This is a genomic window from Streptomyces bikiniensis (assembly GCF_000716625.1).
Classification (GTDB): domain Bacteria; phylum Actinomycetota; class Actinomycetes; order Streptomycetales; family Streptomycetaceae; genus Streptomyces; species Streptomyces bikiniensis.
In genome coordinates this window covers 1-24459 of record NZ_JNXJ01000040.1, presented here as the reverse complement: position 1 = coordinate 24459, position 24459 = coordinate 1, and the positions used below count along the sequence as shown (strand labels likewise).

Annotated in this window: 21 protein-coding genes and 3 pseudogenes; 16 read left to right on the top strand and 8 right to left on the bottom strand. The window is 73.3% G+C overall.

Annotated elements, in window-relative coordinates; all coding sequences use genetic code 11:
- Positions 1-112 precede the first annotated feature (112 nt).
- Positions 113-1369 (top strand): hypothetical protein, encoded by a 1257-nt coding sequence (locus OO47_RS26405; protein ID WP_030207528.1) that lies wholly within the window; start codon positions 113-115, stop codon positions 1367-1369.
- Positions 1366-2244, top strand: a complete 879-nt coding sequence (locus OO47_RS26400; protein WP_051715385.1) for an IclR family transcriptional regulator — start codon at positions 1366-1368, stop codon at positions 2242-2244. The genes OO47_RS26405 and OO47_RS26400 overlap by 4 nt, the downstream gene beginning before the upstream one ends.
- A gap of 60 nt (positions 2245-2304) precedes the next feature.
- Here the strand turns inward: OO47_RS26400 and OO47_RS26395 are convergent, their stop codons facing one another.
- A complete protein-coding gene (locus tag OO47_RS26395; protein ID WP_030207524.1) occupies positions 2305-3234 on the bottom strand; it encodes an AraC family transcriptional regulator in 930 nt (309 codons plus the stop codon).
- A 123-nt stretch (positions 3235-3357) separates the two neighbouring features.
- Between OO47_RS26395 and OO47_RS26390 the strand changes: the two genes are divergently transcribed.
- From OO47_RS26390 to OO47_RS26375, 4 genes and pseudogenes are all read left to right on the top strand, one after another.
- Positions 3358-4041, top strand: a complete 684-nt coding sequence (locus tag OO47_RS26390; RefSeq protein ID WP_030207522.1) for an NAD(P)H oxidoreductase — start codon at positions 3358-3360, stop codon at positions 4039-4041.
- A 71-nt stretch (positions 4042-4112) separates the two neighbouring features.
- Positions 4113-4772 carry an MSMEG_1061 family FMN-dependent PPOX-type flavoprotein gene (locus OO47_RS26385; RefSeq protein ID WP_030207519.1) on the top strand — a complete coding sequence of 220 codons (660 nt, stop codon included), beginning with the start codon at positions 4113-4115 and terminating at the stop codon, positions 4770-4772.
- Positions 4773-4992: 220 nt separating this feature from the next.
- A pseudogene (locus OO47_RS35500) lies at positions 4993-5589 on the top strand (YoaK family protein); the annotation flags it as partial.
- A gap of 198 nt (positions 5590-5787) precedes the next feature.
- On the top strand, positions 5788-6183 hold the full coding sequence (locus tag OO47_RS26375) for a VOC family protein (RefSeq protein WP_030208232.1): 396 nt from the start codon (positions 5788-5790) through the stop codon (positions 6181-6183).
- A 37-nt stretch (positions 6184-6220) separates the two neighbouring features.
- Here the strand turns inward: OO47_RS26375 and bla are convergent, their stop codons facing one another.
- Positions 6221-7174, bottom strand: coding sequence for a class A beta-lactamase (bla, locus tag OO47_RS26370; RefSeq protein WP_030207516.1), 954 nt, complete (start codon positions 7172-7174; stop codon positions 6221-6223).
- 185 nt (positions 7175-7359) lie between these two features.
- Here bla and OO47_RS26365 point away from each other — a divergent pair, with 185 nt between their 5' ends.
- The 6 genes from OO47_RS26365 to xdhC all read left to right on the top strand — a co-directional run bounded on the left by OO47_RS26365 (position 7360) and on the right by xdhC (position 15269).
- On the top strand, positions 7360-8358 hold the full coding sequence (locus OO47_RS26365; protein WP_199812342.1) for a LysR family transcriptional regulator: 999 nt from the start codon (positions 7360-7362) through the stop codon (positions 8356-8358).
- Positions 8340-9242 (top strand): serine hydrolase, encoded by a 903-nt coding sequence (locus tag OO47_RS26360; RefSeq protein ID WP_030207512.1) that lies wholly within the window; start codon positions 8340-8342, stop codon positions 9240-9242. Before OO47_RS26365 ends, OO47_RS26360 begins: the two co-directional genes overlap by 19 nt.
- A gap of 235 nt (positions 9243-9477) precedes the next feature.
- Positions 9478-10050, top strand: coding sequence for an antibiotic biosynthesis monooxygenase (locus tag OO47_RS26355; RefSeq protein ID WP_030207509.1), 573 nt, complete (start codon positions 9478-9480; stop codon positions 10048-10050).
- Positions 10051-10541: 491 nt separating this feature from the next.
- Positions 10542-12086, top strand: a complete 1545-nt coding sequence (locus tag OO47_RS26350) for a xanthine dehydrogenase small subunit (protein WP_030207507.1) — start codon at positions 10542-10544, stop codon at positions 12084-12086.
- Positions 12083-14458: a xanthine dehydrogenase molybdopterin binding subunit gene (gene xdhB, locus OO47_RS26345; RefSeq protein ID WP_033210378.1), complete on the top strand. Its 2376-nt coding sequence runs from the start codon at positions 12083-12085 to the stop codon at positions 14456-14458. Before OO47_RS26350 ends, xdhB begins: the two co-directional genes overlap by 4 nt.
- 1 nt (position 14459) lies before the next feature.
- Positions 14460-15269, top strand: a complete 810-nt coding sequence (xdhC, locus tag OO47_RS26340; RefSeq protein ID WP_030207502.1) for a xanthine dehydrogenase accessory protein XdhC — start codon at positions 14460-14462, stop codon at positions 15267-15269.
- Between the two features lie 43 nt (positions 15270-15312).
- Here xdhC and OO47_RS26335 read toward each other — a convergent pair whose 3' ends face one another.
- Together OO47_RS26335 and OO47_RS26330 are read right to left on the bottom strand one after the other, a co-directional pair.
- Positions 15313-16209 (bottom strand): sucrase ferredoxin, encoded by an 897-nt coding sequence (locus tag OO47_RS26335; protein WP_030207500.1) that lies wholly within the window; start codon positions 16207-16209, stop codon positions 15313-15315.
- A gap of 10 nt (positions 16210-16219) precedes the next feature.
- Positions 16220-17425 carry a cupin domain-containing protein gene (locus tag OO47_RS26330; protein ID WP_030207497.1) on the bottom strand — a complete coding sequence of 402 codons (1206 nt, stop codon included), beginning with the start codon at positions 17423-17425 and terminating at the stop codon, positions 16220-16222.
- A gap of 44 nt (positions 17426-17469) precedes the next feature.
- Between OO47_RS26330 and OO47_RS37410 the strand changes: the two genes are divergently transcribed.
- Positions 17470-17835, top strand: coding sequence for a hypothetical protein (locus OO47_RS37410; RefSeq protein WP_030207494.1), 366 nt, complete (start codon positions 17470-17472; stop codon positions 17833-17835).
- Between the two features lie 172 nt (positions 17836-18007).
- On the opposite strand, the gene proP is transcribed toward OO47_RS37410, so the two are convergent.
- Positions 18008-19501 (bottom strand): glycine betaine/L-proline transporter ProP, encoded by a 1494-nt coding sequence (proP, locus tag OO47_RS26320; RefSeq protein ID WP_407696362.1) that lies wholly within the window; start codon positions 19499-19501, stop codon positions 18008-18010.
- 410 nt (positions 19502-19911) lie between these two features.
- Here proP and OO47_RS26315 point away from each other — a divergent pair, with 410 nt between their 5' ends.
- The gene (locus OO47_RS26315) at positions 19912-20835 is read left to right on the top strand and encodes a serine hydrolase (protein ID WP_030207489.1); all 924 of its coding nucleotides are present in this window, start codon (positions 19912-19914) and stop codon (positions 20833-20835) included.
- 107 nt (positions 20836-20942) lie between these two features.
- Here OO47_RS26315 and OO47_RS38100 read toward each other — a convergent pair.
- Positions 20943-21199: pseudogene (locus tag OO47_RS38100) on the bottom strand (helix-turn-helix domain-containing protein); the annotation flags it as partial.
- Between the two features lie 196 nt (positions 21200-21395).
- Between OO47_RS38100 and OO47_RS26310 the strand changes: the two are divergent.
- Together OO47_RS26310 and OO47_RS26305 are read left to right on the top strand one after the other, a co-directional pair.
- A complete protein-coding gene (locus OO47_RS26310; RefSeq protein WP_030207486.1) occupies positions 21396-22058 on the top strand; it encodes a DUF4097 family beta strand repeat-containing protein in 663 nt (220 codons plus the stop codon).
- Positions 22059-22175: 117 nt separating this feature from the next.
- A complete protein-coding gene (locus tag OO47_RS26305) occupies positions 22176-22880 on the top strand; it encodes a 4'-phosphopantetheinyl transferase family protein (RefSeq protein ID WP_158708698.1) in 705 nt (234 codons plus the stop codon).
- Between the two features lie 58 nt (positions 22881-22938).
- Here the strand turns inward: OO47_RS26305 and OO47_RS38095 are convergent, their stop codons facing one another.
- Both OO47_RS38095 and OO47_RS33580 read right to left on the bottom strand, forming a co-directional pair.
- A complete protein-coding gene (locus tag OO47_RS38095; RefSeq protein ID WP_051715377.1) occupies positions 22939-23604 on the bottom strand; it encodes a DUF6518 family protein in 666 nt (221 codons plus the stop codon).
- A 277-nt stretch (positions 23605-23881) separates the two neighbouring features.
- Positions 23882-24344, bottom strand: a pseudogene (locus OO47_RS33580) (iron chaperone).
- Between the last annotated feature and the right edge of the window lie 115 nt (positions 24345-24459).

Below are 24459 nucleotides of genomic sequence, written 5' to 3'. Positions count from 1 at the left end.
GTGGCCGCAACACGCCGCCCCCGGAACAGCTGTCGACCACTGCCTCGGACAGCGGGGCTCCCGGCCGCGGCCCGATCCGGCCGGAACCCCGCCCGCCAGAGGGAGCTTTGCCATGTCGTGCGCACCGGACGCCCTCTCCGCCCACCGGCCGGCCCCCGGCACCGTCGCCGTCGTCGCGCCGCACGGCGACGACGGCCACCTCCGCGAGTACTCTCGCCTCGGCTGGAACTGCGTCGCCGTGACCCTGCCGGACCACGAGCACCCCGCCCGCCGCGACCGCGCCGCGGACGTCCCCGGGTACCCCGCCACCGTCGTGCACACCGCGACGCGGCGCACGGTGAAGGAACTCGCCGACCGGGGCGTCGACCTGGTGGTCGCGGGCAGCGGTCCGGGCGTGGAACCCGCCGATCGCCTCTCCCACGCCCTCGGCCTCCCCGGGAACGACCCCGGTACGACGTTCGTCAGGACCAACCGGGCGATCCAGGCCGCCGCACTGGGCGACGCGGGGATGGCGTCGGCCCCGTCGATGTACTCCACCGACGTGGCGGGCGCCCTGTGGTGGACCGGCATGGTCCGCCTCCCGTCCTACGTCGTCGCGGCGGCCGACAGTTCGGTGACGGCACGGCCCGCCGTCTGCTCCACACCGGACGAGGTCGCCACGGCCTGGCGCCGGGCGCGCCGCGCGGCCGAGCACCAGACCGGCTCGGGCGAAGTGGTCGTCCAACAGCGCGTCCCCGGCCCCCAGTACCTCGTCCAGACCATCAGCGGCCCCGCGCCCGGCGACCACCTGGTGTCCGCGATCTGGGCCGAGATCCGGACGGACGCGCAGGTGCACGACCGCTCCGAACTGCTGGACCGCCGCGGGCCGCTGTTCCACGCGCTGTCGCTCTACGCCCTGCGGGCCCTGCCCGTACTCGGCATCGTCCACGGCGCCGCCCGGCTCCGGGTGGGATGGTGCGACCGGCGCGGACCGGTCCTGCTGTCGGCGCGCGCCTTCGCCCAGCCGTCCCCGGCCGACGACTGCTCCCCTTCGGTCAGCCACATCGCCGCGGCGGCCCGCGCGGCGACGACCGACGGACCGGACAACGCCCGGGCAGGCGGCGCGCAGGCCGTGATGCGGGTCTCCCTCGCGGCCCCCGCCGACGGCTGCGCACTCGACGCCGACCTGCTCCGGACCCTCTCGACCCTGCCCACCCTCGCCCACGTCGTCCGGTGCGCGCGGCCCGGCAGCCCCCTGCGCAAGACCCTGAACCGCGCCTCGTCACCCGGCGAACTCGTACTGACCGGCACCGCCCGCGCGGTCGAGGAGGACTACCGGCTGATCCGGTCCGTCGAACGGGCCGGTCTCTACGAGGGGCGGCGCCGATGACGGAGAACGCACCGGCGGCGCGTCCGCCCGGGACCACGCCCGCGCGAGGGATCGTGCTCGTCGCGCGGGCCTTCACCCGGCTGCCCGGGACCGCTCACAGCCCCGCCGAACTCGCCGCGGCCGCCCGCCTCGACACCGCGGCCGTCCACCGGATCCTGCGCTCCGGGCTCTCCGGCGGCACGTTCGTCGAGGCGCCTCCCGGCCGGTACCGCCTGGGGCCCGGCGCCGCACGCGTCGGCATCCACGCCATGGCCGCCGCCCCCGGCCCCCGGGCCGCCCGGCCCGTTCTCGACCGGCTCGGCCGCCTCCTGGACGCCTTCGCCGTCCTCTGGGTGCTCTCGCCGTACGGCGGGCCGTCCAAGGCGCACGCCGCCAGCGCACCGGGCCGGTACGGCTTCGACGCCCTCGGCCTGGCGCCCGCCCGACTCGTGGAAGTCGGCCAGTCCCTGCGCGCCGGCGCCTCCGGCCAGGCGATCGCCGCCCACCTGCCCCGGCCGCTGATCGCCGCCGTCCTGACCGAACCGGTCCCCGCCGGCGCCGGACCCGGCGCACCGCGCGGGGCCGCCGACTTCCTCGCCGCCCTGGAACGGGTCCGCAGGACCAGATACGCCGCCACCCGCGAGGAGATCCCCGGCTGGGACTCGGTCGCCGCCCCCGTCCTGTGGGGCGGCACGGTCTACGGAGCCGTCACGATCCTCAAACCCTCCCCGCTGATGCCGCGCGACCTCTCCCTCCTCGCCACCGCCACGACGGCCGCCGCCGGACGGCTCTCCCACCTCGTCTCCGGCACCGGCCCGGCGACGCCCCCGCGGCCCCGCCCGACACCGCGGACCGAAGACCGAACCGCGATGCCGTACGGCACCACCGACTGGTAGACCGCGCGCCCGAGCCGCTCCCGGACCGCCCCCGGAGGGCGTGGCCGGCCGGACCGGAACTCAGGCCGCCGCCGTGCGGAACGTACGGGGGCTCAGGCCCTTGTGGCGTTTGAACGCGGCGCTGAAGCCGAAGGCGTCGGCGTAACCGATCGACCTCCCGATCTGGGCGATGCTCAGATCGGTGTCGGTCAGGAGCGCCTCGGCCTCGTCCATGCGGCACTGGGTGAGGTAGGCGAGGGGCGGACGGCCCATCAGCCGGGTGAAGCGCTTGGCGAACAGCGCCCTGGAGACACCGGCCCGGGCGGCCAGCGACGCCACCGTCCACGCCTCGGCGGGCCGGTCGTGGAAGGCCTGCAGGGCGGGGGCGAGGACCGGGTCGGCGAGGCCCCGGTACCAGCTGGGGGCGTCGGCGCCGGCCCCGTCGAACCAGTTGCGCAACGTGCACACCAGGGACCAGTCCAGGAGCCGGTCCATCAGCGCCTGCGAACCGGCCGAGAGGCGGGAGGCGTCGACGGCGACCGCCTCCAGCCAGGCGCAGGCCTCGGCGTCCTCCTTGACCACCAGGACGGGCGGCAGGGCACGCAGCAGCCGTTCGTGGCGATGGCCCGAGGCGCGGTAGGCCCCCACGATCAGCACGGTCGCCTCCTGCGAGTCGGCACCCCAGCGGATGCCGCCGAGTTCCTCGGCGGCGCACTCGGTGTCCCCGGTGAAGCAGGCGATCTCGTAGGCGGCGTGGGGGCCGCGGACCGTGGCGGGGCGGTCCGCGAGATGGAACGGCGCGGACCGGCTCACGACGGCCGTGTCACCCGCGCCGACCGCCCGCTCGGTGCCGTCGGGCAGCACCAGGGTGCCCCCGCCGCGCAGCACGCTGATCATCGTGAGCGGCGCGTCGTCGGCGAAGCGGATGGACCAGGGCGCCGTCAGGACGGCGTGGCTGACGACCGAGCCCTCGGCCCGGATGCCGCTCAGGAGCGAACTCAGAGGATCCATGGGAAGCACCGTAGACGATCTCGTATGTTCCGGAGCGTTTCTCCCATGGATCATCCACGCCACCACGGCTGTACTGGTCCCACCGAAGCAACAGGGACCGACAGAGACCAGCCGGGAGACACCGTGACGCAGCACGACAAGACCCTTTCCAGGACCGCCCTCGTGGTCGTCGCCCACCACCGCACCGACTCCCTCACCGCGCACACGGCCCGCCGCGCCGCCGCCCGGCTGGAAGCCGCCGGCTACCGCGTCGACCTGCTCGACCTGCACGCAGAGGGGTTCGACCCGCGGATGAACACGGCGGACCAGCCGGACTGGGGCGACAGGGAGAAGCCGTACTCGGACGAGGTGCACGCCCACATGCGGCGCATCCTCGACGCCGATGCCGTCGTCGCCGTCTTCCCGGTGTACTGGCAGAGCGTGCCCGCCGTCCTCAAGGGCTGGATCGACCGCGTGTGGAACTACGGGTTCGCCTACGGCCGCAGCAAGCCCCGCCTCGCCGGCAAGCGCATCCTGTGGCTGGCCCTGGCCGGCGCCACCTCCGACGACCCCGTCGTGGAGGGGATGCAGGCCATCCTCGAAACCAACCTGAGCGAGGGCATCGCCTCCTACTGCGGCTTCTCCCAGTCCACCGTCGGCCTGCTCACCGACGCGGAGGAGCGCCCGCAGCGCGTCGACGCCGAAGGCAACCTCCTGGTCGGCGAAGCGGTCTCGGGCGCCGAACGGGAGGCGCAGTACGCCGACTTCGACCGGCGCGCCCGGGAGCTCGTGGAGAAGTTCGTCGCCGAGGAGCGCGCGGGGGCCTGACCGCGGGGCAGGCGCGGGACCGCGGGCGCGCGGCCGGAAGCAGTCGCAGGACGGCCCCTTGGGGTCGGGGCATGACGACACCCTTCGCCGGCACCGCCTTCGACCTGCTCCGCCGCGACGCGTTGCCCGACCAGGAGGCGCTGCGCCGGGTCTACGAACCCCCCAAGGACACGGCCCTGCGCAAGCAGATGACCGAACTCACCGAACAGGCGGCGCGGTTGATCGGCTGCTCCTCGCTGGTCCTGGTCGCCAGCGCGGACGCCGAAGGCAACTGCGACGTCTCCCCGCGCGGCGGACCCGCCGGGTTCATCTCCGTCCTGGACGCACGGACGGTGGCGATACCCGACGCGACGGGCAACAAGCGGCTGGACACCCTGCAGAACGTCATCGCCACCGGACGGGCCGGCCTGCTGTTCGTCGTCCCGGGACGCACCACGACGCTCAGGGTGAACGGCCGGGCCTGCGTCTCCACCCGCCCGGAGCTGCTGTCGCAGCTGACCGCCGTGGGCAAGTCGCCGGCCGGCGCGCTGGTGGTCGGGATCGAGGAGGTCTACCCGCACTGTCCCAAGTCGCTCCTGCGCGGCGGGGCCTGGAAGCCGGAGCAGTGGCTCCCGGCGGACGCCCAGCCGACCTCGGCCGAGGTGACGCTGGCCCAACTGCGGATGCCGGAACTGACGATCGCCGACGTCGAGCGGTCGGAGGCGGAGTCGCTGAAGTACCGGTACGAGTGACGGACCGGTCGGCGCGGCGGCGTGACGGGCGAAGGGGCGTTTCCGCCCGGCGTGGGAGGCGCGTCCTTCCTCCCCGCCTCTGCTCCAGTGAAGAGGTGAAACGGACACGACCCATCGACGGGGACGGCGGTCGCAGCCGGCCCGGGCAGGCCCGCGAGCGCCGGGACCGTACCGCACGGAAGGGGGCGCGGTGAGCGGGGGAGGGGCGGTCGTACGGTGGATGTTCCCCGACGGCCACCGCTACGCGCGGTTCGTTCCCCCGCTGCTCGTACTGACGTTCGTCAGCGGGCTCGTGGACGCGGCGAGTTTCCTCGGCCTCGGCCGGGTCTTCGTGGCCAACATGACCGGCAACGTGGTCTTCCTCGGGTTCGCCCTGTCGGGGGTGGCCCAGCTGTCGGCCCCGGCCTCGGCGGTGGCGCTGGCGGGGTTCCTCGCCGGGGCCGCCACGGGCGGCGCGTGGCGCCGGGAAGCCGGGCCGGGAGGACTGTTCGCGCCGCTGGTCACCGCCCAGGCCCTGCTGGTCGCGCTCGCACTCGCCGGCCAGGCGGCCGACTGGGGCCGGTACCCGGTCCTGGTGCCGCTGGCCTGCGGCATGGGGCTGCAGAACGCCCTCGTCCACCGCCTGGGGGTGCCGGACCTGACCACCACCGTGATGACGCGGACGCTGACCGGGCTCGCGGTCGACCGCCCGGGACGCGGCACCGTGCGGCGCGGCGCGTCGGTGGCCGTGCTGGCGGCAGGAGCGCTCACCGGAGGCCTTCTGCACGCCCACGCCGGAGCGGAGGGCGCCCTCGCCACGGCCCTGGCCCTGTTGCTGCTGCTCGCCGTCGTACCGGCCGCGCGCCGGTGGCACGACGACGAACCCGCGAGCGGCCACGGACCGCCGCCGGAGCGGAAACAGGAGCGGGGGAGCGCGCTCTCCCGCACCGGAGCGGCCTCGCCTACCGTTGCCGAGCAATGGAGAGAGACGCGACGGAGAGAGACGCGACGGAAAGAGATGCGGGGGAGCGAAGCCATGACCATCCTGAAGACCTACGCGCGCCTGTGGGTCGACGACCTCGACCGCGCTCTGCCGCTCCTGGAACGACTCACCGGCGAACGGCCCCACCTGAGGCTGGCGTTCCACGGGATCCGCCTCGGAGCCATCGGCGACTTCCTGGTCATCGCGGGGCCGGCCGAGGAACGCGCGAAGTACACCCACGCCTCCGCCACGGTCGTCGTCCACGACCTCGACGCCCTCCGGGAAACCCTGGAGGCGGCCGGCGCCACCATCACCACCCCCGCGACCGAGGGCCCGACCGGGCGGTTCCTCTACGCCCGCCACGCGGACGGAGCGGGCGTCGAGTACGTCGAATGGAACGCGGAACTGCTCAGCAGGATCATCCACCCGCCGGAACCCCCGGCGGAATGACCTCCGGGGCGGCCGGGACGCTCCGGGCCCGAAGCGCTCAGCGCAGCGCCCCGGCGACCACGGAGGCGGCCCGGGCGATCAGCCGGTTGTCGGGCTCCGCCTCCCGGTCGGAGCGGGTCGACAGGATCGCCATCACGATCGGCGCCCCGTCCGGGGGCCAGACCACGGCCATGTCGTTGCGTCCGCCGTACGTCGTCGCCGTCCCCGTCTTGTCCCCGACCACCCACGTGTCGGGCACCCCGGCACGGATGGTCTCGTCACCCGTCAGATTGGTCTTCAGCCATGTGGTGAGCCGCTCCCGCTCGGGAGCCCGCAGGACGTCACCGAGTACGAAGGCGCGCAGGTCACGGGCGAGCGCCCGCGGTGAACTGGTGTCCCGGACCTCGCCCGGCCTCCAGTCCCCGAGCTCCGGCTCGATCCGGTCCATCCGCGTCACGTCGTCGCCGATCGACCGCAGCACCGCCTGGAGGCCCTTCGGGCCGCCCAGTTCCTCGAAGAGCAGGTTGCCCGCCGTGTTGTCGCTGTGGCGGACGGCGGCGTCGGCGAGGGCGTCCAGCGTCATCCCCGTACCGACGTGCTTCTCGGTGACCGGCGACGGGTCGACCAGCTCGTCCTCCGTGTACCGCACGACGCGCTCCATGCCGCTCAGCTCCTCCTCGCGCAGCACGGCGCCGGCGGCCAGGGCCTTGAAGGTGGACGCGTAGGGGAACCGTTCGCCGTCCCGGTAGGCGATCTCGCGGCCGGTGCCGGTGTCGATCGCGTAGACCCCGAGCCGGGCGTCGAACGCGCTCTCCAGGGCGCGGAACTCACGCCGGTGGGACGCGGCGGCCGCATCCGGACCGGACGCCGTCCCGGCGGGGGACGCGGTCGACGACGGAGCGGGAGAGGGCGGGGCGGCCTGCGCCCGCTGCTCGGCGCAGGCGGTCAGCGGGACGAGGGCGAGCGCGGCGGCGAATCCCGTGAGGACGCGCCCGACGCGGGTGAGCTGCATGGTCTGCCGAACCTCCGGTGCGCCCCGGGCAGGGGCGCGTAGGGGCCGGTCCCGCACGGCACCGGCCCGGTGCGTGTCATGAGTACCCGACCACATTCGCCCGCCGCCGCCATGCGGTCCAATACCGGCACGTACCGTTCCATGCGGAATCCGCATGGAACGCGGCGGCGCATAGGGTGCGGGGTGTGGATCTGGTGGCAGCGAGTCGAGCCTTCGTCAGCGTCGGCGAACACGGCAGTTTCACCGTCGGGGCGGCTGCGGCCGGCATGTCCCAGCCGGTGGCCAGCCGGCGCGTCGCCGCGCTGGAGGAGCACGTGGGCGAGCGGCTCTTCGAACGCACGTCGCGCCGCGCGGTGCTCACCCCGTTCGGCCGGGACCTGCTGCCGTCGGCACGGGCCCTGGTACGCGCCGCCGACGTCCTGCTCCACGAAGCCGAGACGGCACGCCGCAGGCCGTGGCGGATCGCGATGCCCGACGTCTGCGGCACGGTGGCCCTCGCGCGCCTCGTCGCCGACGCCAGGGCCCTCGGCATCGCCCTCGACCTGCGGGTCGCACCGCCCGCCGAACGCCTGGACCTGGTACGGACCCGGCAGGTGCGGGCCGCGGTGCTGGCGGTGCCGCCCGACGAGGCGGTCTGGTCGGTGCCGCTGGGCGTCGCCACCGCCGCGGATCCCGGCCCGCGCCGCGTCTGGCTGGAGACCCTGCGGATCGGCCGGGCCGACCGGGGCCCGGCACGGAGGCTGTGGATCCAGCCCGAGGACGACGTACCGCACGTCCGAGACCCGCTGGCACGGCTGCGGGACGCGATCGGACTGCGCCCCGCGCAGTTCGCCGCGGCGACCGACCTGACGGACGCGGTGGCCGAAGTGCTGTACGGGGACGACCTGCTGCTCTGCTCACCGGCACAGGCCACCGGGCTCGGCCTGCACTGGCGCCCGATGGGCGAACTGTCGCCGGTCCGGGGATTCGCGCTCGGCGCGGCGGACGGCGGGGACCCGGCCGGAACGGTCAGCCGCCTGGGCCGCGCCCTCGCCCACTGCCTGGGCGCGGCCGCGGACGGCACTCCGGCGGGGGACGCGCACACGGGAACGCACGCGGGCACCGGCACGGAAACGGACACGAGCAGGAACGAGAACGGAACGGACGGGGAACGGAAGGCGGGCACGTGCACACCGGCACACTGATCGAAGAGGTGCGGCAACGGCTGACGGACGGCGGACTGCGCGGCTGCCTCCTGGTGCGGGACCTGCGCACCGGCCGGGAGATCGGTGTCGACCCGGACACCGCCCTCCCCTCGGCCTCCCTGGTCAAGGTCCCCCTGGCGGTGGCGACCTTCGAACGCATCCGGCGCGGCGAACTCGACGGCTCCACCCCGCTCGACGTCGCTCCGGGACGCAGCACCGCTCCCGGTCCCACCGGCCTGACCCGCTTCCGCCACCCCGCGCGGATCGCCGTCGAGGACCTGCTCTACCTGAGTACGTGCCTGAGCGACGAACGGGCCGCCGACACCCTCTTCGGCCTCACCCCACCGGCCCGGGTCACCGCCCTCCTGCGGGAGTTCGGCATCCACGGCATCTCCGTGCGCCACACCGTCGAGGAACTCAGCGACACCCCCGTCGAACGCTTCGACGCCACCCAGGCCCACCTCGCGCACGCGCTCGCCATCGACGCCGGCACCGGTGGACGCGGCCACCGGGTGCCGCAGCTCGACACGACGCGCGCCAACACCGGCAGCGCCAGGGCATGGGTCGACCTGCTCCAGGAGCTCTGGGAGCCCAAGTCCCTCCCTCCGCGGGTCGCGGAAGCGGTGCGCGGACTGATGCTGCACAACATGCTCCGCCAGCGCCTCACCCCCGACTTCGCCTCGGACGCGACCACCTGGTGGTCCAAGACCGGCACCCTCCTCAACCTCCGGCACGAGATCGGCGTGGTGGAGCACACCGACGGCGGCGCCTACGCCGTCGCGGTGCTCACCGAATCCCTGGTACCGGCCGCCGTCCAGCCCGGAGCGGACGCCCTGATGGGCCAGGCGGCCCGGGCCCTGCGCGACCACCTGCGCCACATCTGACCGACCCGCCCCCACGCACCGGGATCGGCGCACGGCAGCGGCCCGACGGCACGGCGTTCCCGGGCCGTCACGGATCCGGGCGGGCCGGAGCCGACCGCCGCACCGGCCCGCCCGGCCGCGGCCGATGCTCCCGAAGGAGGACGGCCCCGAGGCCCTCACCCGGCGGGGACGCCCACGTCCGCCTCGTCAGGCGCGTACAGTACCGGGGGCGCGGCGAGATCACGAGGAGTACGTCTTGACCGCGGCCGGCCTTGAACACGCCACCGTCCCCGCCGACACCGGCGAGGTCACCCTCCTGATAGCCCGCCGGGTCGACCCCGGCCACGAAGCCGCCTTCGAGCGGTGGGCGAAGGGCATCCTCGACACCGCGGCCACTTTCCCCGGCCACCTCGGACACGGGTTCTTCCGCTCCTCCGGAGGCGACGCCCCGTGGTTCCTCGTCCACCGTTTCCGGGACGCCGGGGCATGCCGGACCTGGCAGGACTCGCCCGAGCGCGCGGCATGGTTCGCGGACTGCGACGGACACCACCACACCGAGATCGCCCGGCGGGAACTGACCGGCATGGAGACCTGGTTCGCCGAGCCGGGCTCCGTCCGGCCCGCGCCGCCCCGGTGGAAGATGGCGGTCAGCGCGACCCTCGCCGTCTATCCGATCTCCGTCCTCGGCGGCCTCTTCCTCCTGCCCCACCTGGCGACCCTCCCCCTCCTCCTCAGCAGCGCCGTCACGGCCTGCGTCTTCAACGTACTCATGACGTACGCGGCGATGCCGGCCGTCAGCAGGCTCCTGCGCGGCTGGCTCACCCCGTAGGCACCGGGCCCGATGCCGGGTCCGAGCCCGTCGGCGGCCCGGCGGGGCCCGGACCCGGCACCGGGAGGAACCCATGACCACCGTTCCGCGACGTCCTTCCCTTGACCTCCACGGCGCCAGCCACTAGCTTGCGGTCAACGTCGTCCCACAGCTCTCGGAAGGAGGCGACCGGCGGATGTCCACCCACTCCGACCTCGGTCGCCTCGCCGAATGCACCGCCTGGGTTCCGGGCCAGATCGCACACGGCTGCTGAGCGCGTCCTTCCCTCCGCGCCCGCCTTTTCCTCCGTGCCGTTCTTTACTCTGCTTTCGTCCACGGCGCATCGCGGGCCCGTGGTTTCCCCTCCCCTTTTCCCAGCACTTCGCTGACGCACGCCTTCTTGCGCCCGTTCCTCTCGCGTGGCGCGTCTGAATACAGAAAGCTGCCCGAAAATTGACGAACATGACGACCATGACGAACCGCCTCTTCACGTGCCGAAACGAGGGCCTGTCGTGACAGCGGCACGTATCACGGTCAACGGCGACGAAGCCCCGATCTCACCGGCCGCGCCCCACACCACGGTCCTCGACTTCCTGCGCGAACGCGGCCTCACCGGCACCAAGGAAGGCTGCGCCGAGGGCGAGTGCGGAGCCTGCGCGGTCCTGGTCGCCCGCCCCGGGACGCACGAGCCCACCGACTGGGTGGCGGTCAACGCCTGCCTGCTCCCGGTCGCCTCCCTCGACGGCCAGGAAGTCGTCACCTCGGAGGGCCTCGCCACCGCCGGCGAGGCCGGCACGCCGCCCGTCCTGCATCCGGTGCAGGAGGAGATGGCGGTCCGCGGCGGCTCCCAATGCGGTTACTGCACACCGGGATTCGTCTGCAGCATGGCCGCCGAGTACTACCGGCCCGACCGCCGACCACACACGGACCCGGCCGGCACCACCGACTCCGAGCACGGCCCGAACGGCCTCGACTCCGAGCACGGCCCGAACGGTTTCGCCCCCGCATGCGGCCCGAACAGCACCGACCCCGAGCACGGCCCCAACGGCTTCGACCTGCACGCGCTGAGCGGCAACCTGTGCCGCTGCACCGGCTACCGCCCCATCCGCGACGCCGCCTTCGCCGTCGGCACGCCCTCGGCGGAGGACCCCCTGGCACGGCGCCGCGGGCAGTCCCCGCCGGAACCGGTGGCCACCGAGTACACCCGGGGCGACCGTACGTTCCTGCGGAAGAGCACCCTCGACGAGACGCTGCGGCTGCTGCGGGAGCGGCCCGACGCGGTGGTGATCGCGGGATCCACCGACTGGGGCGTGGAGGTCAACATCCTCTCCCGGCGCGCGGACTGCGTCGTCGCCGTCGACCGGCTGCCCGAACTGCGCGAGCTGCGGACCACGTCCGACCACATCGAGATCGGAGCGGCGCTGACGCTCACCGAGATCGAACGCCTCCTCGACGGCAGCGTGCCCCTCCTCGCCGAACTCTTCCCGCAGTTCGCGTCCCGCCTCATCCGCAACGGCGCGACCCTCGGCGGCAACCTGGGCACCGGATCGCCCATCGGGGACAGCCCGCCGGTCCTGCTCGCGCTCGAGGCGTCGGTGGTGCTCGCCCACGCCGACGGCGAGCGCGAGGTCCCGCTGGCGGACTACTTCACCGGCTACCGGCAGAGCGTGCGCCGCCCCGGCGAGCTGATCCGCGCGGTGCGCGTACCGCTGCCCCTGTCACCGGTCACCTCCTTCCACAAGATCGCCAAACGGCGCTTCGACGACATCTCCAGCGTCGCGGTCGCCTTCGCGCTCGACATCCAGGACGGGACGGTCCGCAAGGCGCGCGTCGGTCTGGGCGGCGTGGCCGCCACGCCCGTCCGCGCCCTCGCCACCGAGGCGGCCCTCGAAGGCCGGCCGTGGACCGAGGAGACCGTCGAGGCCGCGGCCCGGGTGCTGCGGACCCAGGGCACCCCCATGGACGACCACCGCGCCAGTGCCGCCTACCGCGCCGAGATGCTCGGCCAGAGCCTGAGGAAGCTGTACGTGCGAACCACCGGGACGGTGTCCTCATGAGCCACTTGTCCGAGCGTCCCGAGAAGCCCGTCGTCGGCGTCTCCCTGCCGCACGAGAGCGCCCACCTGCACGTCACGGGCGCCGCGCTCTACACCGACGACCTGGTGCACCGCACCAAGGACGTGCTGCACGCCCACCCGGTCCAGGTCATGAAGGCCCGCGGCCGCGTCACCGCGCTGCGCACCGGGGCCGCGCTCGCCGTCCCCGGCGTGGTCCGCGTACTGACCGCGGCCGACGTGCCCGGGGTCAACGACGCCGGCATGAAGCACGACGAACCGCTCTTCCCCGACGAGGTCATGTTCCACGGCCACGCGGTCGCCTGGGTGCTCGGCGAGACCGCGGAAGCGGCACGCCTCGGCGCGGAGGCCGTCGAGGTGGAACTCGACGAACTGCCCTCCCTGATCTCCCTGCGGGACGCGATCGCCGCCGGGAGCTTCCACGGCGCCCGGCCCGTGATGGTCACCGGCGACGTCGACGCCGGCTTCGCCGACTCCGCCCACGTGTTCTCGGGCGAGTTCCAGTTCTCCGACCAGGAGCACTTCTACCTGGAGACGCACGCGGCGCTGGCCCTGGTCGACGAGAACGGGCAGATGTTCGTCCAGAGCAGCACCCAGCACCCCTCGGAGACGCAGGAGATCGTCGCTTACGTGCTCGGCCTGCCCAGCCACGAGGTGACCGTGCAGTGCCTCCGCATGGGCGGCGGCTTCGGCGGCAAGGAGATGCAGCCGCACGGCTTCGCGGCCGTCGCCGCGCTCGGCGCCCGGCTGACCGGCCGACCGGTCCGGGTCCGGCTCAACCGGACCCAGGACCTGACCATGTCCGGCAAGCGCCACGGCTTCCACGCCGCGTGGCGGATCGGCTTCGACGCCGACGGGCGCATCCAGGCCCTGGACGCCACCCTGACCGCGGACGGCGGCTGGAGCCTGGACCTGTCCGAGCCGGTGGTCGCCCGCGCGCTCTGCCACATCGACAACACCTACTGGATCCCGAACGCCCGCGTCGCCGGCCGCGTCGCCAGGACCAACAAGGTCTCCAACACCGCCTTCCGCGGCTTCGGCGGCCCCCAGGGCATGCTGGTGATCGAGGACATCATGGGCAGGTGCGCGCCGCTGCTCGGCCTCGACCCCATGGAGCTGCGGGAGCGCAACTTCTACCGCCCCGGACAGGGCCAGACGACACCGTACGGACAGCCCGTCACCCACGCCGAACGGATCTCCACCGTCTGGCGGCAGGTCCAGGACGACGGGGACGTCGCCCACCGCCGGCGCGAGATCGCCGCGTTCAACGCCGCGCACCCGCACACCAAGCGGGGACTCGCCGTCACCGGCATCAAGTTCGGCATCTCCTTCAACCTCACCGCCTTCAACCAGGGCGGCGCGCTCGTGCTGATCTACAAGGACGGCTCGGTCCTGGTCAACCACGGCGGCACCGAGATGGGCCAGGGACTGCACACCAAGATGCTGCAGGTGGCCGCCACCACCCTGGGCGTCCCGCTCCACAAGGTGCGCCTCGCCCCCACACGGACCGACAAGGTGCCCAACACCTCCGCCACCGCCGCCAGCGCCGGTGCCGACCTCAACGGCGGGGCGGTGAAGAACGCCTGCGAGCAGCTGCGCGAACGCCTGACCCGGGTGGCCGCCACCCGACTGGGCGCGAACGCCTCCGACGTACGCATCGTCGAGGGCGTCGCCCGCGTCCTCGGGGGCGACGGGGAACTGCCCTGGGACGACCTGGTGCGCACCGCGTACTTCCAGCGGGTCCAGCTGTCGGCGGCCGGCTTCTACCGCACCGAGGGCCTCCACTGGGACGCGAAGACGTTCCGGGGCTCGCCGTTCAAGTACTTCTCCTACGGCGCCGCGGCGGCCGAGGTGGAGGTGGACGGCTTCACCGGCGCGTACCGCATCCGGCGGGTGGACATCGTCCACGACGTCGGCGACAGCCTCTCCCCGATGATCGACATCGGCCAGGTCGAGGGCGGCTTCGTCCAGGGCGCGGGCTGGCTGACCCTCGAAGACCTGCGCTGGGACACCGGCGACGGACCGCACCGCGGCCGGCTGCTGACCCGGGCGGCGAGCACGTACAAGCTGCCCAGCTTCTCCGAGATGCCGGAGGAGTTCCACGTACGCCTCCTGGAGAACGCCACCGAGGAGGGCGCGGTCTACGGCTCCAAGGCCGTGGGCGAGCCGCCGCTGATGCTCGCGTTCTCGGTACGGGAGGCGCTGCGGCAGGCCGCCGCGGCGTTCGGCCCCGCCGGAACCGGCGTGGAACTCGCCTCGCCCGCCACACCGGAGGCGGTGTACTGGGCGATCGAGGCGGCACGCCGCGCCGGCGACGCCGCCCGGCCCGGAGCAGAAGTGCCGAACAGTGTCTGACATGACCTGGGTCACCGCGGTCGCGCGGCTGCGAGCACGCCGGGAGGCCGGCGTGCTCGTGACCGTCGCGACCGTGCGCGGCCACGCCCCCCGCAGCGCCGGCGCGAAACTCGTCGTGGGGCGGACCGGGACGTGGGGCTCGATCGGCGGCGGCAACGTCGAGGCGGTCGCGATCGACCGGGCCAGGGAACTGATCGCCGCGCCCTCGCCGGAACCGGAGCTGATCGACTTCGCCCTGAACGACAAGGTGACCAACCGGCACGGCGTGCAGTGCTGCGGAGGCACGGTCTCGATCCTGCTCGAACCCCTCCCCGTGGTACGGGCGGTGGCGATCTTCGGCGTCGGACACGTCGGCATGGAACTGGCGCGCATCCTGGCCCGCCAGGACCTCGACCTCCACCTGGTGGACAGCCGCTCCGACGTCCTGGCCGAGGACCGCCTCGCCGTCCTCGCGGACGCGGTGGCGGCGGTACGGGTGCACCACACGCCCCTGCTGCCCGAGGAGGTCCTCGAACAGCTGCCGCGCGGCACCCACGTCCTGATCATGACCCACGACCACGCCGAGGACGCCGCCCTGTGCGACGCGGCCCTGCGCACACCCCGTCTGGGCTCCATCGGCCTGATCGGCTCGGCGGCCAAATGGAGCCGCTTCCGCACGCGCCTCCTCACGGAAGGCGGCCACGACGAGGCCACCGTCGCCCGGATAAAAACGCCGATCGGCCTGACCGACATCACGGGCAAGGAGCCCGCCACCATCGCCGTGAGCGTCGCCGCCGACCTCCTGCGCACCTTCGAAACCGAAGGGAACTGACACCCCGGACCGCCCGCGCCGCGAAGGCCCCCGCCCGCCGGGGTCAGCCGACGCGGAGCGACACCACCTCGTACGACACCGCCGAGGCGGGGGACAGGCCGCGGCAGGTGAGTCGCAGGGGCGGGGACCGGTGGGCGCGGACCTCGACCTCGAAGGCCGACAGGCCGGCGAGGCGGCCGGTGACCCGGATCCGCCACCGGTCGCCCTCGCGGACCGTCTCCCCGATCGCGTAGTCGTGCCGCCCCGACGGGCCCGCGTGCCGGAGCACGGCGGACAGGGCGGCCTGCTGGGACGGGACGAGGTCGGTGTACCCGCGCAGGTGGTCCGCGCCGATGCGGTCCGCCAGGTGTCCCTCGACCACCGCCACCGCCGAGGCGGCGTCGAGGTTGCCGTAGTAGACGCCGTCGGGCGCGACGACGACGTTGGCGGCGAACCGGTCACCCCCCACGTGCGTGCACTCCCACACCAGTTCCGGCCAGCGCTCGCTCAGCGCGCGCCCCACCGGCCGGCCCCGGACGGCGCAGCAGGCGTCGTGCGTGCCGTGGGCGCAGACGAGGACGACGGGCGGGTGGTCCCGTTCACCGGGCGAGTCCAGGGCGTCGACGATCTCCGCCAGGTCCGTGTCGTTCCGCCAGACGCCCCACCTCTGGCGATGGGCGCCGTCCCCGTCGTACCGCAGGACGGCCCAGCGCGGCGGATCGTCCGGCCTGCGGCGCCCGTGACGCCTGATCAGCAGCATCCGGGCGCGCAGCGCCTGGGCGGCGGCGTACACCCGCGCCCTGACCTCCGGTTCGAGGTCGAGGCCGTCGAAGCCGTTGACCGGCCAGCCGGCCCGGTACTCGATGAGGATCCAGACCGAGCCGTACGGCGCCGTGCCCGCGAGCGCGTCGCCTCGCAGCCGGGCCGCATCGGCGCAGAAGAAGCGTGCGGGAACCGTCATGCCGCCCGCTTCACGGTCCGGCAGGCACCAGCACGCCCGCCCGCAGAAGTCGTTCGACGAAGGGAAGGCCGAGGTCACCGGCGCGATGGACCTCCCCGTCGAGGACCCGGCGCACCACGGGCAGGTCCGTCTCCGGGAAGTCGAGCCAGCCGACGCGGGTGGAGAGTCGCCCGCCGTCGAGTCGGGCCTCCAGCGCCTCGCGCAGACGCACCGGCGTCCCGGCGGACAGCCCGTCGACGGCCGCGAGCTGCGCCAGCGGCCCCAGGGGCCCGGGGCGCCCCTGACCGCGCCGGGCGCGGTGGAACAGCGGCGCGGGATCGGCTTCGGCGAGGGCTTCGACGAGGCGCCTGCGTACGAGGGCGAGTTCACCGTCCGGCCCGTCCACACCCAGGGGAAGGGAACCGCGCATCTCGGGGTCGTCGCGAAGGAGTGCGAGGGCGGCCCGCGTGAGCTGTTCGGCGAGGGCGTGCCGCGTCCAGGCGTGGACGCCGAGCGTCAGATGGATCGACACCTCGCCCTGCGCCTCGGCGGCGTGCAGCCAGCCGCGCGGCAGATAGAGGACGTCGCCGGGCCCGAGCACGGTGTCGAGGTGCGCCTCGCCCCGGGCGGCGTCGGCGACGGCGGCGCGGTGGTCGGTCCAGGGCTGGTCGCGCAGCGGGTCGGGGTGCACGGGCTCGTGGACGATCCAGCGCTTGGTGCCGGCGATCTGCAGGACGAAGACGTCGTGGACGTCGTAGTGGGCGTCGAACCCGCGGTTCTGCGGCGGGGTGACGTACGCGTTGGCCTGCACCGGGTGCCCCAGCTCCGTACCGAGCCGCGACGTGAGCTCCGCGACCGGCTCCCAGGTGCGCTGCAGCGCCTGCAGGACCAGGGTGGCGCCGTCGGCGAAGCTCCGCCACAGCGCGGTGTCGTCGAGCTGGTCCGCGACCGTCGCGCCGACCCCTCCGGAGGAGGTGAACGACGACTCGGGGAGGATGGAGCCGTCCCTGGCGACGCGGAGGAACGGCGTGCGCAGCCCGCGCCGGGAGACCAGCTCGTCCACGGCGGACGCCGAGAACAGGTCGGAGAAGTCACCGGCCCCGCGCGTGAGCAGCGGGGTGCGCCCCCAGACGTCCCGGGCGAACTCCTCGCGGCCGAGGTGCGTCAGACGCGCTTCGAGGACACCGCCGCCGGTGTCGGCGGCGGTGTCCCGAAGCGTCGCGGGGGCCGTGCTCACACGCCGCGGCCGGTCTCGTCGGCCGCGCCGTCGGCACCACCGTCGTGTACGCCGGGCGTGCCCGCCGCGCCGCCGTCAGCGGGGCCTTCGGCTCCGCCGTCGGCACCACCGTCGTGTACGCCCGGAGTACCGGCCGCGCCGCCGTCCGCGGGACCCTCGGCTCCGCCGTCGGCACCACCGTCGTGCACGCCCGGAGTACCGGCCGCGCCGCCGTCCGCGGGACCCTCGGCTCCGCCGTCGGCACCACCGTCGTGCACGCCCGGGGTGCCCGCCGCGCCGCCGTCAGCGGGGCCTTCGGCTCCGCCGTCGGCGCCTCCGTCGTGCACGCCGGGCGTACCGGCCGCGCCGCCGTCCGCGGGGCCTTCCTGCTGGTTCGGGTCCTGCTCCGGGTGGGTCATGTTTCCTCCTGAGGATCGGACGACCGGGGATCGGTGGTCCCGCTGGGAACCTCCCCGTACCCCTTACAAGCTCACTCGTGCGGCTCGGAGCGGCAACCGGAGCGGGACGGCAACCGGAGGAGAACGGGGCCTGGAGGGGGCCCGGAAGACACGGGCAGGCGCCCGGCACTGCGGGCGGCCGGGATCAGGGCGCCGGGGAGCGCTGTCCGGCCTCGGCGTACCGGATGAAGTCCCGGGAGGTGTCCATCAGCTCCTTCCGCTCCTCCCGCGAGCCGACCATCGGCCGGGAGCCGCGCAGGGGCAGCTGGGCGCTCTCCGGCAGGAACTTGACGGTCACCAGGCCGATCGCGCCGGCCAGCATGAGGTAGTACGCGGGGACCATGTCGTTGCCGGTGGCGTTCACCAGCGCCTCGGTCACGAGCGGGGTGGTGCCTCCGAAGGCCGCCACGGCGAAGTTGAAGCCGATGCCCATCGCGGCGTAGCGCACGGCCGTGGGGAAGAGGGCGGGCAGGGTCGCCGCACTCGGCGCGGCGAAACAGGCGAGCAGGGTGGCCAGGACGAGCATGCCGAAGATCGGGGGCCAGGTCCCCTCCGCCTTGAGGAGCAGGAAGGCCGGGACCGCGAGGACGATCATCGCCACCGCGCCGACCGCGTACAGGGGACGCCGTCCGACGCGGTCGCTGAGACGGCCCAGGAAGGTGATGAGGAGGACGATCCACACCATGCCGACGAGCACCAGCACGTCGGCCGACGTGCTGGACCGGCCCAGGGTCTCCGTCTGGTAGGTGGGCAGGTAGCCGGTCACCATGTAGTTGGTGACGTTGTAGAGCAGGACGAGGCCCATGCACAGCAGCAGCGGCCGCCAGTGGTCGCGCAGGATGGTCTTGAACTCGCCGCCGACCGACTCCTGCGCCAGGTCCTTCTCGTGGTCGTCCAGCTGCTGCTGGAAGGCGGGGGACTCCTCCAGCTTCAGCCGCATGTAGAGGCCGATGACGCCCAGCGGCCCCGCGATCAGGAACGGGAGGCGCCAGCCCCAGGCCAGCATCTGATCGTCCGAGAGCGCCGCGTTCAGCACGGTGACGAGCGCGGAGCCCAGGGCGTAACCGACGAACGTACCGAAGTCGAGCCAGCTGGAGAGGAAACCCCGCCGACGGTCCGGTGAGTACTCGGCCACGAAGGTGGTGGCGCCGCCGTACTCGCCACCGGTGGAGAACCCTTGGACCATTCGGGCGACCAGCAGCAGGATCGGGGCGGCGATGCCGATCGTGGCGTAGCTGGGGATCAGGCCGATCGCGAAGGTGCCCGCGGCCATCATGATCATGGTGGTGGCGAGGACCTTCTGCCGGCCGAGGCGATCGCCGAGAGGGCCGAAGACGAGGCCGCCGAGCGGTCGCACCACGAACGCGGCCGCGAACGTCGCGAACGACGAGATCAGCTGGACCCCCGGTGAGGCACCCGGGAAGAAGACCTTGCCGATGGTCGCGGCGAGATAGCTGTAGACGCCGAAGTCGAACCACTCCATGCAGTTCCCGAGCGCCGAGGCCCCGACCGCGCGCTTGAGGAGGGGTTTCTCGACGACCTGGATGTCCTGCTTGCGGTAGGCCCGCTCGGTGCGGCGCAGCCGCCGCGCCAGCTCCTCACGGACATGCTCCGGAATGTTCGCGATCGTTTCCGGCACACGTTTGCGGCTCTGGGAGCCGGTCAGGTCTTCTGGAGGTACGTGGGCCACGCGCAGATGCCCCTTTCATGTCGACAAGTGGTGCATCGCTTCGGTAATCGTCCGTCATGTCGATCACCGGGTGCACGTCGAAACCGCTTCCCCGAGTTTGCTAGGGCACACTTGCCGATCCCTTGCGCTTCTGCGCCCTCCCTCGTGCGCACCATGACGCGGGCGTCGGCGGTGTCGTAGCGCGACACGTCGCCCCGCAGGAGCGGGCACCCGGCACCACGGGCCTGCGGCGGCCTTCCAGCCGGCACCGTCGCGACCGTCGCCGTTTCGCTGACCCCGTACAACCATTCGCACACTCGTGAGTCCTGTAGGGCGAGCGCGCCACAGGCGTGTTCGCTTCACCTCCAGGGGGGACCCTCATGACTCACCGCATATCCCTGCGCGCCCGCGTGCTTCCGGCCGTGGCCGCGGCCGGGGTGCTCGTGCCCGTCGTCGCGGGCGCGGCGCCCGCTTCCGCCGCCCCCGCACCGCAGGTCGGCTGCACGTCGGGCAAGGCCGGGCTCGCCGCCAAGCTGCAGAAGGACATCACCGCGGCCCTCGCCGGGCGCACCGGCACCGTCGCCGTCGGCCTGCGGGACCGCACCACGAACACCACCTGTACCCTGCGCGCCACGACCTCGTACGACTCGGCCAGCGTCGTGAAGGTCACCGTCCTGGCCGCCCTCCTGTGGGACGCCAAGAAGACCGACCGGTATCTGACCTCACGCGAGTCCGACCTCGCCACCGCCATGATCACCAAGTCCGACAACGCGGCCACCACCGCCCTGTGGAAGCAGCTCGGCGTCACCAAGGTGAAGGGCTTCCTGACGGCCGCGGGCATGACGCGGACCGTGCCGGGAGCGGACGGCTACTGGGGACTCACCCAGATCAACGTCACCGACGAGCAGCGGCTGCTCTCGCTGATCACCGCCAAGAACACCGTCCTGAGCGACAACGCCCGCGCCTACGTCCTCAAGCTCATGGGCAGCGTCGTCGCCTCGCAGAAGTGGGGAACCCCGGCCGGCGCGCCCTCCTCCGTGTCCGTGCACGTCAAGAACGGCTGGCTGCAGCGCGCCACGCGCGGCTGGCGCGTGCACAGCGTCGGCACGTTCAAGGGCGGCGGCCACGACTACACCCTCTCCGTGCTCACCGACGGCAACAGCACGATGAACCACGGCGTGAACACGATCCAGGCCGTCGCCAAGGTGATCCACCGGGACCTGGTCCCGACCGCGCCCGCCGCATCCCGCTACACGCCGACCGCCACACCCCAGGAGGCGTACGTCGCGGTGCCCCGGGGCTGACGCGCCGGATCGCGCGAAGGGGGCGAACGGGAGTCCCCGACCGGCCTCTCCGTACTGCCTCCCGTGCCGCCCGCACAGGGGTCAACGCTCGTTCTGCGGTGAGTCGTCGAGCTCGGCGACGACGATGTGGGGGCGGGCCTGCGCCGGTGGGTGCGCTGCTTCGTGGCGCGGTGGGCCAGGTCCGCCCGGTATCCCGGGGGTCGTTGCGCATCACCTCGCGGGTGACCGTCGAGGTCGGAGGCCCGAGTTCCCGGGCGATCTCCGCGTGGGCGAGCCCGTCGGCCGGCCCCAGCGCGATCTGCCGACGGTCCTTCCGGGGGAGCCCGCCTCCCGGTGCCGCGGCCTCCTCGCGTCTCCCTGAGATCCGCAGCGTAGCGTTAACCGCCAAAATATTGCAACGCCCGCAAGGGTCTTCGTTGCATCAATCTCAGGGTCAACGCAACAACTTCCTAGCTCTGTGCTGCAAAAACACTCTCCATGCGCAACCGCTTGATTGTCGTATGCTCGAACGCAACGTAGCCTTTCCGTCATACGAAACGTGAACTCGTCGGGAGCGCGCCATGCAGAAGTTCGACACCCCCACCCCGATCGCGGCCGTCTTCGACGTTCCCGCCGGCCGGGTCCAGGTCATTGCCGCCCCTCGGACCGACACCGTGGTCGAGGTCCTGCCGATGAGCACCTCGAAAAGCCGTGACGTCAAGGTTGCCGAGCAGGCCTCGGTGGAGTACGCCGACGGCGTCCTGAGGGTCGCGGTGCCGGTGAGGAACCAGTACTTCGGCTCCTCCGGCTCCGTGGAGGTCACCGTGCGCCTCCCTGCCGACTCCCGGGTCGAGGGGAAGGCCGCCGCCACCGAGTTCCGGGGCGTCGGACGGCTCGGCGAGGTCGTCTTCGACGGCGCGTACCGGCGGATCAAGATCGACGAGGCCGCAGGCGTCCGTCTTGCCGCGGTCGACGGGACCGTCGAGGTCGGCCGGCTGAAGGGGTCCGCGGAGATCAGTACGACAAGGGGTGACATCCGCGTCGACGAGGCTCTGGGCGGCATGCTCACCCTGCGCACCCAGCAGGGCGACATCTCGGTCGGCGCCGCCCGCGGGGTCTCGGCCTCCCTGGACGCCGGCACCTCCCACGGCCGCGTCGGCAACGACCTGAGGAACGACGGCACAACCACGCTCACCATCCACGCCACCACCGTCAAGGGCGACATCACCGCCCGCAGCCTGTAGAAGCCCGCAAGCCCGCAAGCCCGCAAGAGTCCGTGGTCCGCGGCGCCCGCGCGGCTTGCGGGGCCTGTGGGCTCCCGCGGCAGTGCGGTCTGGGAACATGATCGTCATGGAGCGGCAGTGACTTCCCCGAGGGGCACCGGAACACCCGGCACCGGAACACCCGGCACCGAGGACGTACAGGTGTGGATCCTCCGTGCCCCGGCGACCTCGCCGACCGTATCGGACCTGACCGTGCTGGACGAGACGGAGCGTCGGCGCATGGCCGCCTTCGTCCACGACAGGGACCGCGCGCTCTACGGCTTCGCCCACGTCGCGCTCCGCACGGTCCTGTCCGGCCTGACCGGCGTGGCACCGGACGACCTGCGCTTCACCCGCGCCCCCTGCCCGTGCTGCGCGGAGCAGCACGGACGACCCGTGCTCACCCCCGCGCCACTGGAGTTCTCCCTCTCCCACAGCCGGGGCTTGGTCCTGATCGGCGTCGCACCGACCCCGATCGGCGTCGACGTGGAGCTCCTCCCGGAGCCCAAGGCGGTGGAGGAGCTCACGCGGACGCTGCATCCGGCGGAGCGCGCGGAGATCGAGGCGGCGCCCCGGGACGCCCGCCCGGCGGTCTTCGCCCGCCTGTGGGCCCGCAAGGAGGCGTACCTCAAAGGCCTGGGCACCGGCCTCGGCCGCGATCTGGCCGTGGACGACGTCAGCCGCGCCGTTCCCGGATGGCAGCTCACCGACCTCTCCGCGGGCCCCGGCCACGCGGCCGCCGTCGCGGTCGCCTCCCCGGTGCCGCACGGGGTACGAATCCACCGGACGCTCCCGACAGGATGACCGGCGCCTGACGCCTGACGCCTGACGACTGGCGGACCCCCAGGGCCACGAGGCCGGCTCAGCCGAGGAGCGCCGACAGGATCAGTTCGTAGAGGACCAGATAGGCCGTCAGCGAGAAGGGGACGGCGGCCAGGAGGCTCGACGCCCGCTCCTTCGGGGTGCGGCCCATGAGCAGCGTCACCAGGACCAGGGCGGCCAGGCAGGCCCAGGCCTGAGCGGCGTAGTGCAGGACCCAGGCGTAGTGAATGGCCTCCGTGCCGAAGACACCCCCGAGCGCGGCGACGCCTACGACGCGACGGCGCGGGCAGGCGCCCCGCCACCACAGGCCCGCCACCCCGAACAGCGGCCCGGCGACGAACGCCATGCCCAGCCAGACCAGCGGAGCGAACAACGACCCCATGCCGTCGCGCGCGACCTCTGCGTAGCCGTAGTAACCGACGACGAGACCGGCCTCGGCGCACAGCCCCGCGACCGCGGCCACGGACGGACCACCCCGCCCGCCCTGCCCGACCCGTCCGGCCAGTAGCGCGCCCGCCGCGAACGCGGCGACCGACCAGACCGCCCCGGAGTTGGCGATCTGGTTCCAGGCCCCGGGGAGCCAGCCCTGGGCCAGGTTGGTCAGGACCCCGAGCAGGAGCCCTCCGGCGAATGCCAGGGCCGTTGCGCCGACCCGGCCTCTTCCACGGAGGCCGGGCACAGGGGCGATGACGGGGGAGGCGTTCATGGTGGTGCTTCACCGTTTCTTCCGAAGGTTGCGGGGCGACGTCCCTTGGTGCAACTGTGAGGATGCGGAAGACGGACGACGCGTTCCCGGTTCCTCGTACGCCGTGCTCGACCGTGCCCGACGACAGCGGGGCCGCGGGGGCATCGAAGCAGTGGGCGGCCCGACCACTCGTACGTGCCCGGCCGGACGGCGTCCGACCGGGACCGGTCCCACCGACCCCCTCCAGGAGCTGGTGAGCGGAAGGAGAACCGGCCCCTCCGCCCTGCCCCGCCCGGCGTCAGCCCACCGCCCTCTCGACCAGGGCCCTGATCCTCTGCTCGTCGGCCGCGGTCGGCCCCCGCAGGGCGTAGGAGATCGCCCACACGGTGCCGTCGTCCAGCGCCGCCCGGTCGGTGAAACCGAGCGTGGCGTACCTCGTCCTGAACTTCTGCGCGCTCTGGAAGCGGCGGACCACCTTGCCGTCCTGTGCGTACGCGGGCACTCCGTACCAGAGCTCGGGCGCGAGGCCGGGCGCGGCGGTCCTGACGATCTCGTGGATCCGCTCGGCGAGGACACGGTCCGCCCCGGGCATCCCGGCGATCTTCGCGAGGACGTCCCGCTCCGCGGCCGCCTCCTTCTCCGCCCGGGACCACCGCACCGGGCCGCCGCCGTCCTCTCCTCGCGCGCGTGCTCCCCGTCGCGACCTGATCCTCGGCGGTGAATCCCCCGTACTTCCGGGCGGACGACTTCATGGACGGCATGACGGGTCGCCTCTCGTAACTGAACGTTTCAGAATGAGTTCCGTGCAGGGACTTGGCGGTCGAGCTTGGTGGCGGCAGAGTGTTGCGGGTGTCGGATGATCTTGTGCCTGATGAG

Excerpts from the sequence above, each read along its gene's own strand:
- xdhB (WP_033210378.1), top strand. The coding sequence starts at position 12,083 with ATGAGCCACTTGTCCGAGCGTCCCGAGAAGCCCGTCGTCGGCGTCTCC.
- OO47_RS26385 (WP_030207519.1), top strand. The coding sequence starts at position 4,113 with ATGACGACACCCTTCGCCGGCACCGCCTTCGACCTGCTCCGCCGCGAC.
- bla (WP_030207516.1), bottom strand. The coding sequence starts at position 7,174 with ATGCAGCTCACCCGCGTCGGGCGCGTCCTCACGGGATTCGCCGCCGCG.
- OO47_RS26335 (WP_030207500.1), bottom strand. The coding sequence starts at position 16,209 with ATGACGGTTCCCGCACGCTTCTTCTGCGCCGATGCGGCCCGGCTGCGA.
- OO47_RS26395 (WP_030207524.1), bottom strand. The coding sequence starts at position 3,234 with ATGGATCCTCTGAGTTCGCTCCTGAGCGGCATCCGGGCCGAGGGCTCG.
- xdhC (WP_030207502.1), top strand. The coding sequence starts at position 14,460 with ATGACCTGGGTCACCGCGGTCGCGCGGCTGCGAGCACGCCGGGAGGCC.
- OO47_RS26405 (WP_030207528.1), top strand. The coding sequence starts at position 113 with ATGTCGTGCGCACCGGACGCCCTCTCCGCCCACCGGCCGGCCCCCGGC.
- OO47_RS38095 (WP_051715377.1), bottom strand. The coding sequence starts at position 23,604 with ATGAACGCCTCCCCCGTCATCGCCCCTGTGCCCGGCCTCCGTGGAAGA.
- OO47_RS26400 (WP_051715385.1), top strand. The coding sequence starts at position 1,366 with ATGACGGAGAACGCACCGGCGGCGCGTCCGCCCGGGACCACGCCCGCG.
- OO47_RS26310 (WP_030207486.1), top strand. The coding sequence starts at position 21,396 with ATGCAGAAGTTCGACACCCCCACCCCGATCGCGGCCGTCTTCGACGTT.
- OO47_RS26315 (WP_030207489.1), top strand. The coding sequence starts at position 19,912 with ATGACTCACCGCATATCCCTGCGCGCCCGCGTGCTTCCGGCCGTGGCC.
- OO47_RS26375 (WP_030208232.1), top strand. The coding sequence starts at position 5,788 with ATGACCATCCTGAAGACCTACGCGCGCCTGTGGGTCGACGACCTCGAC.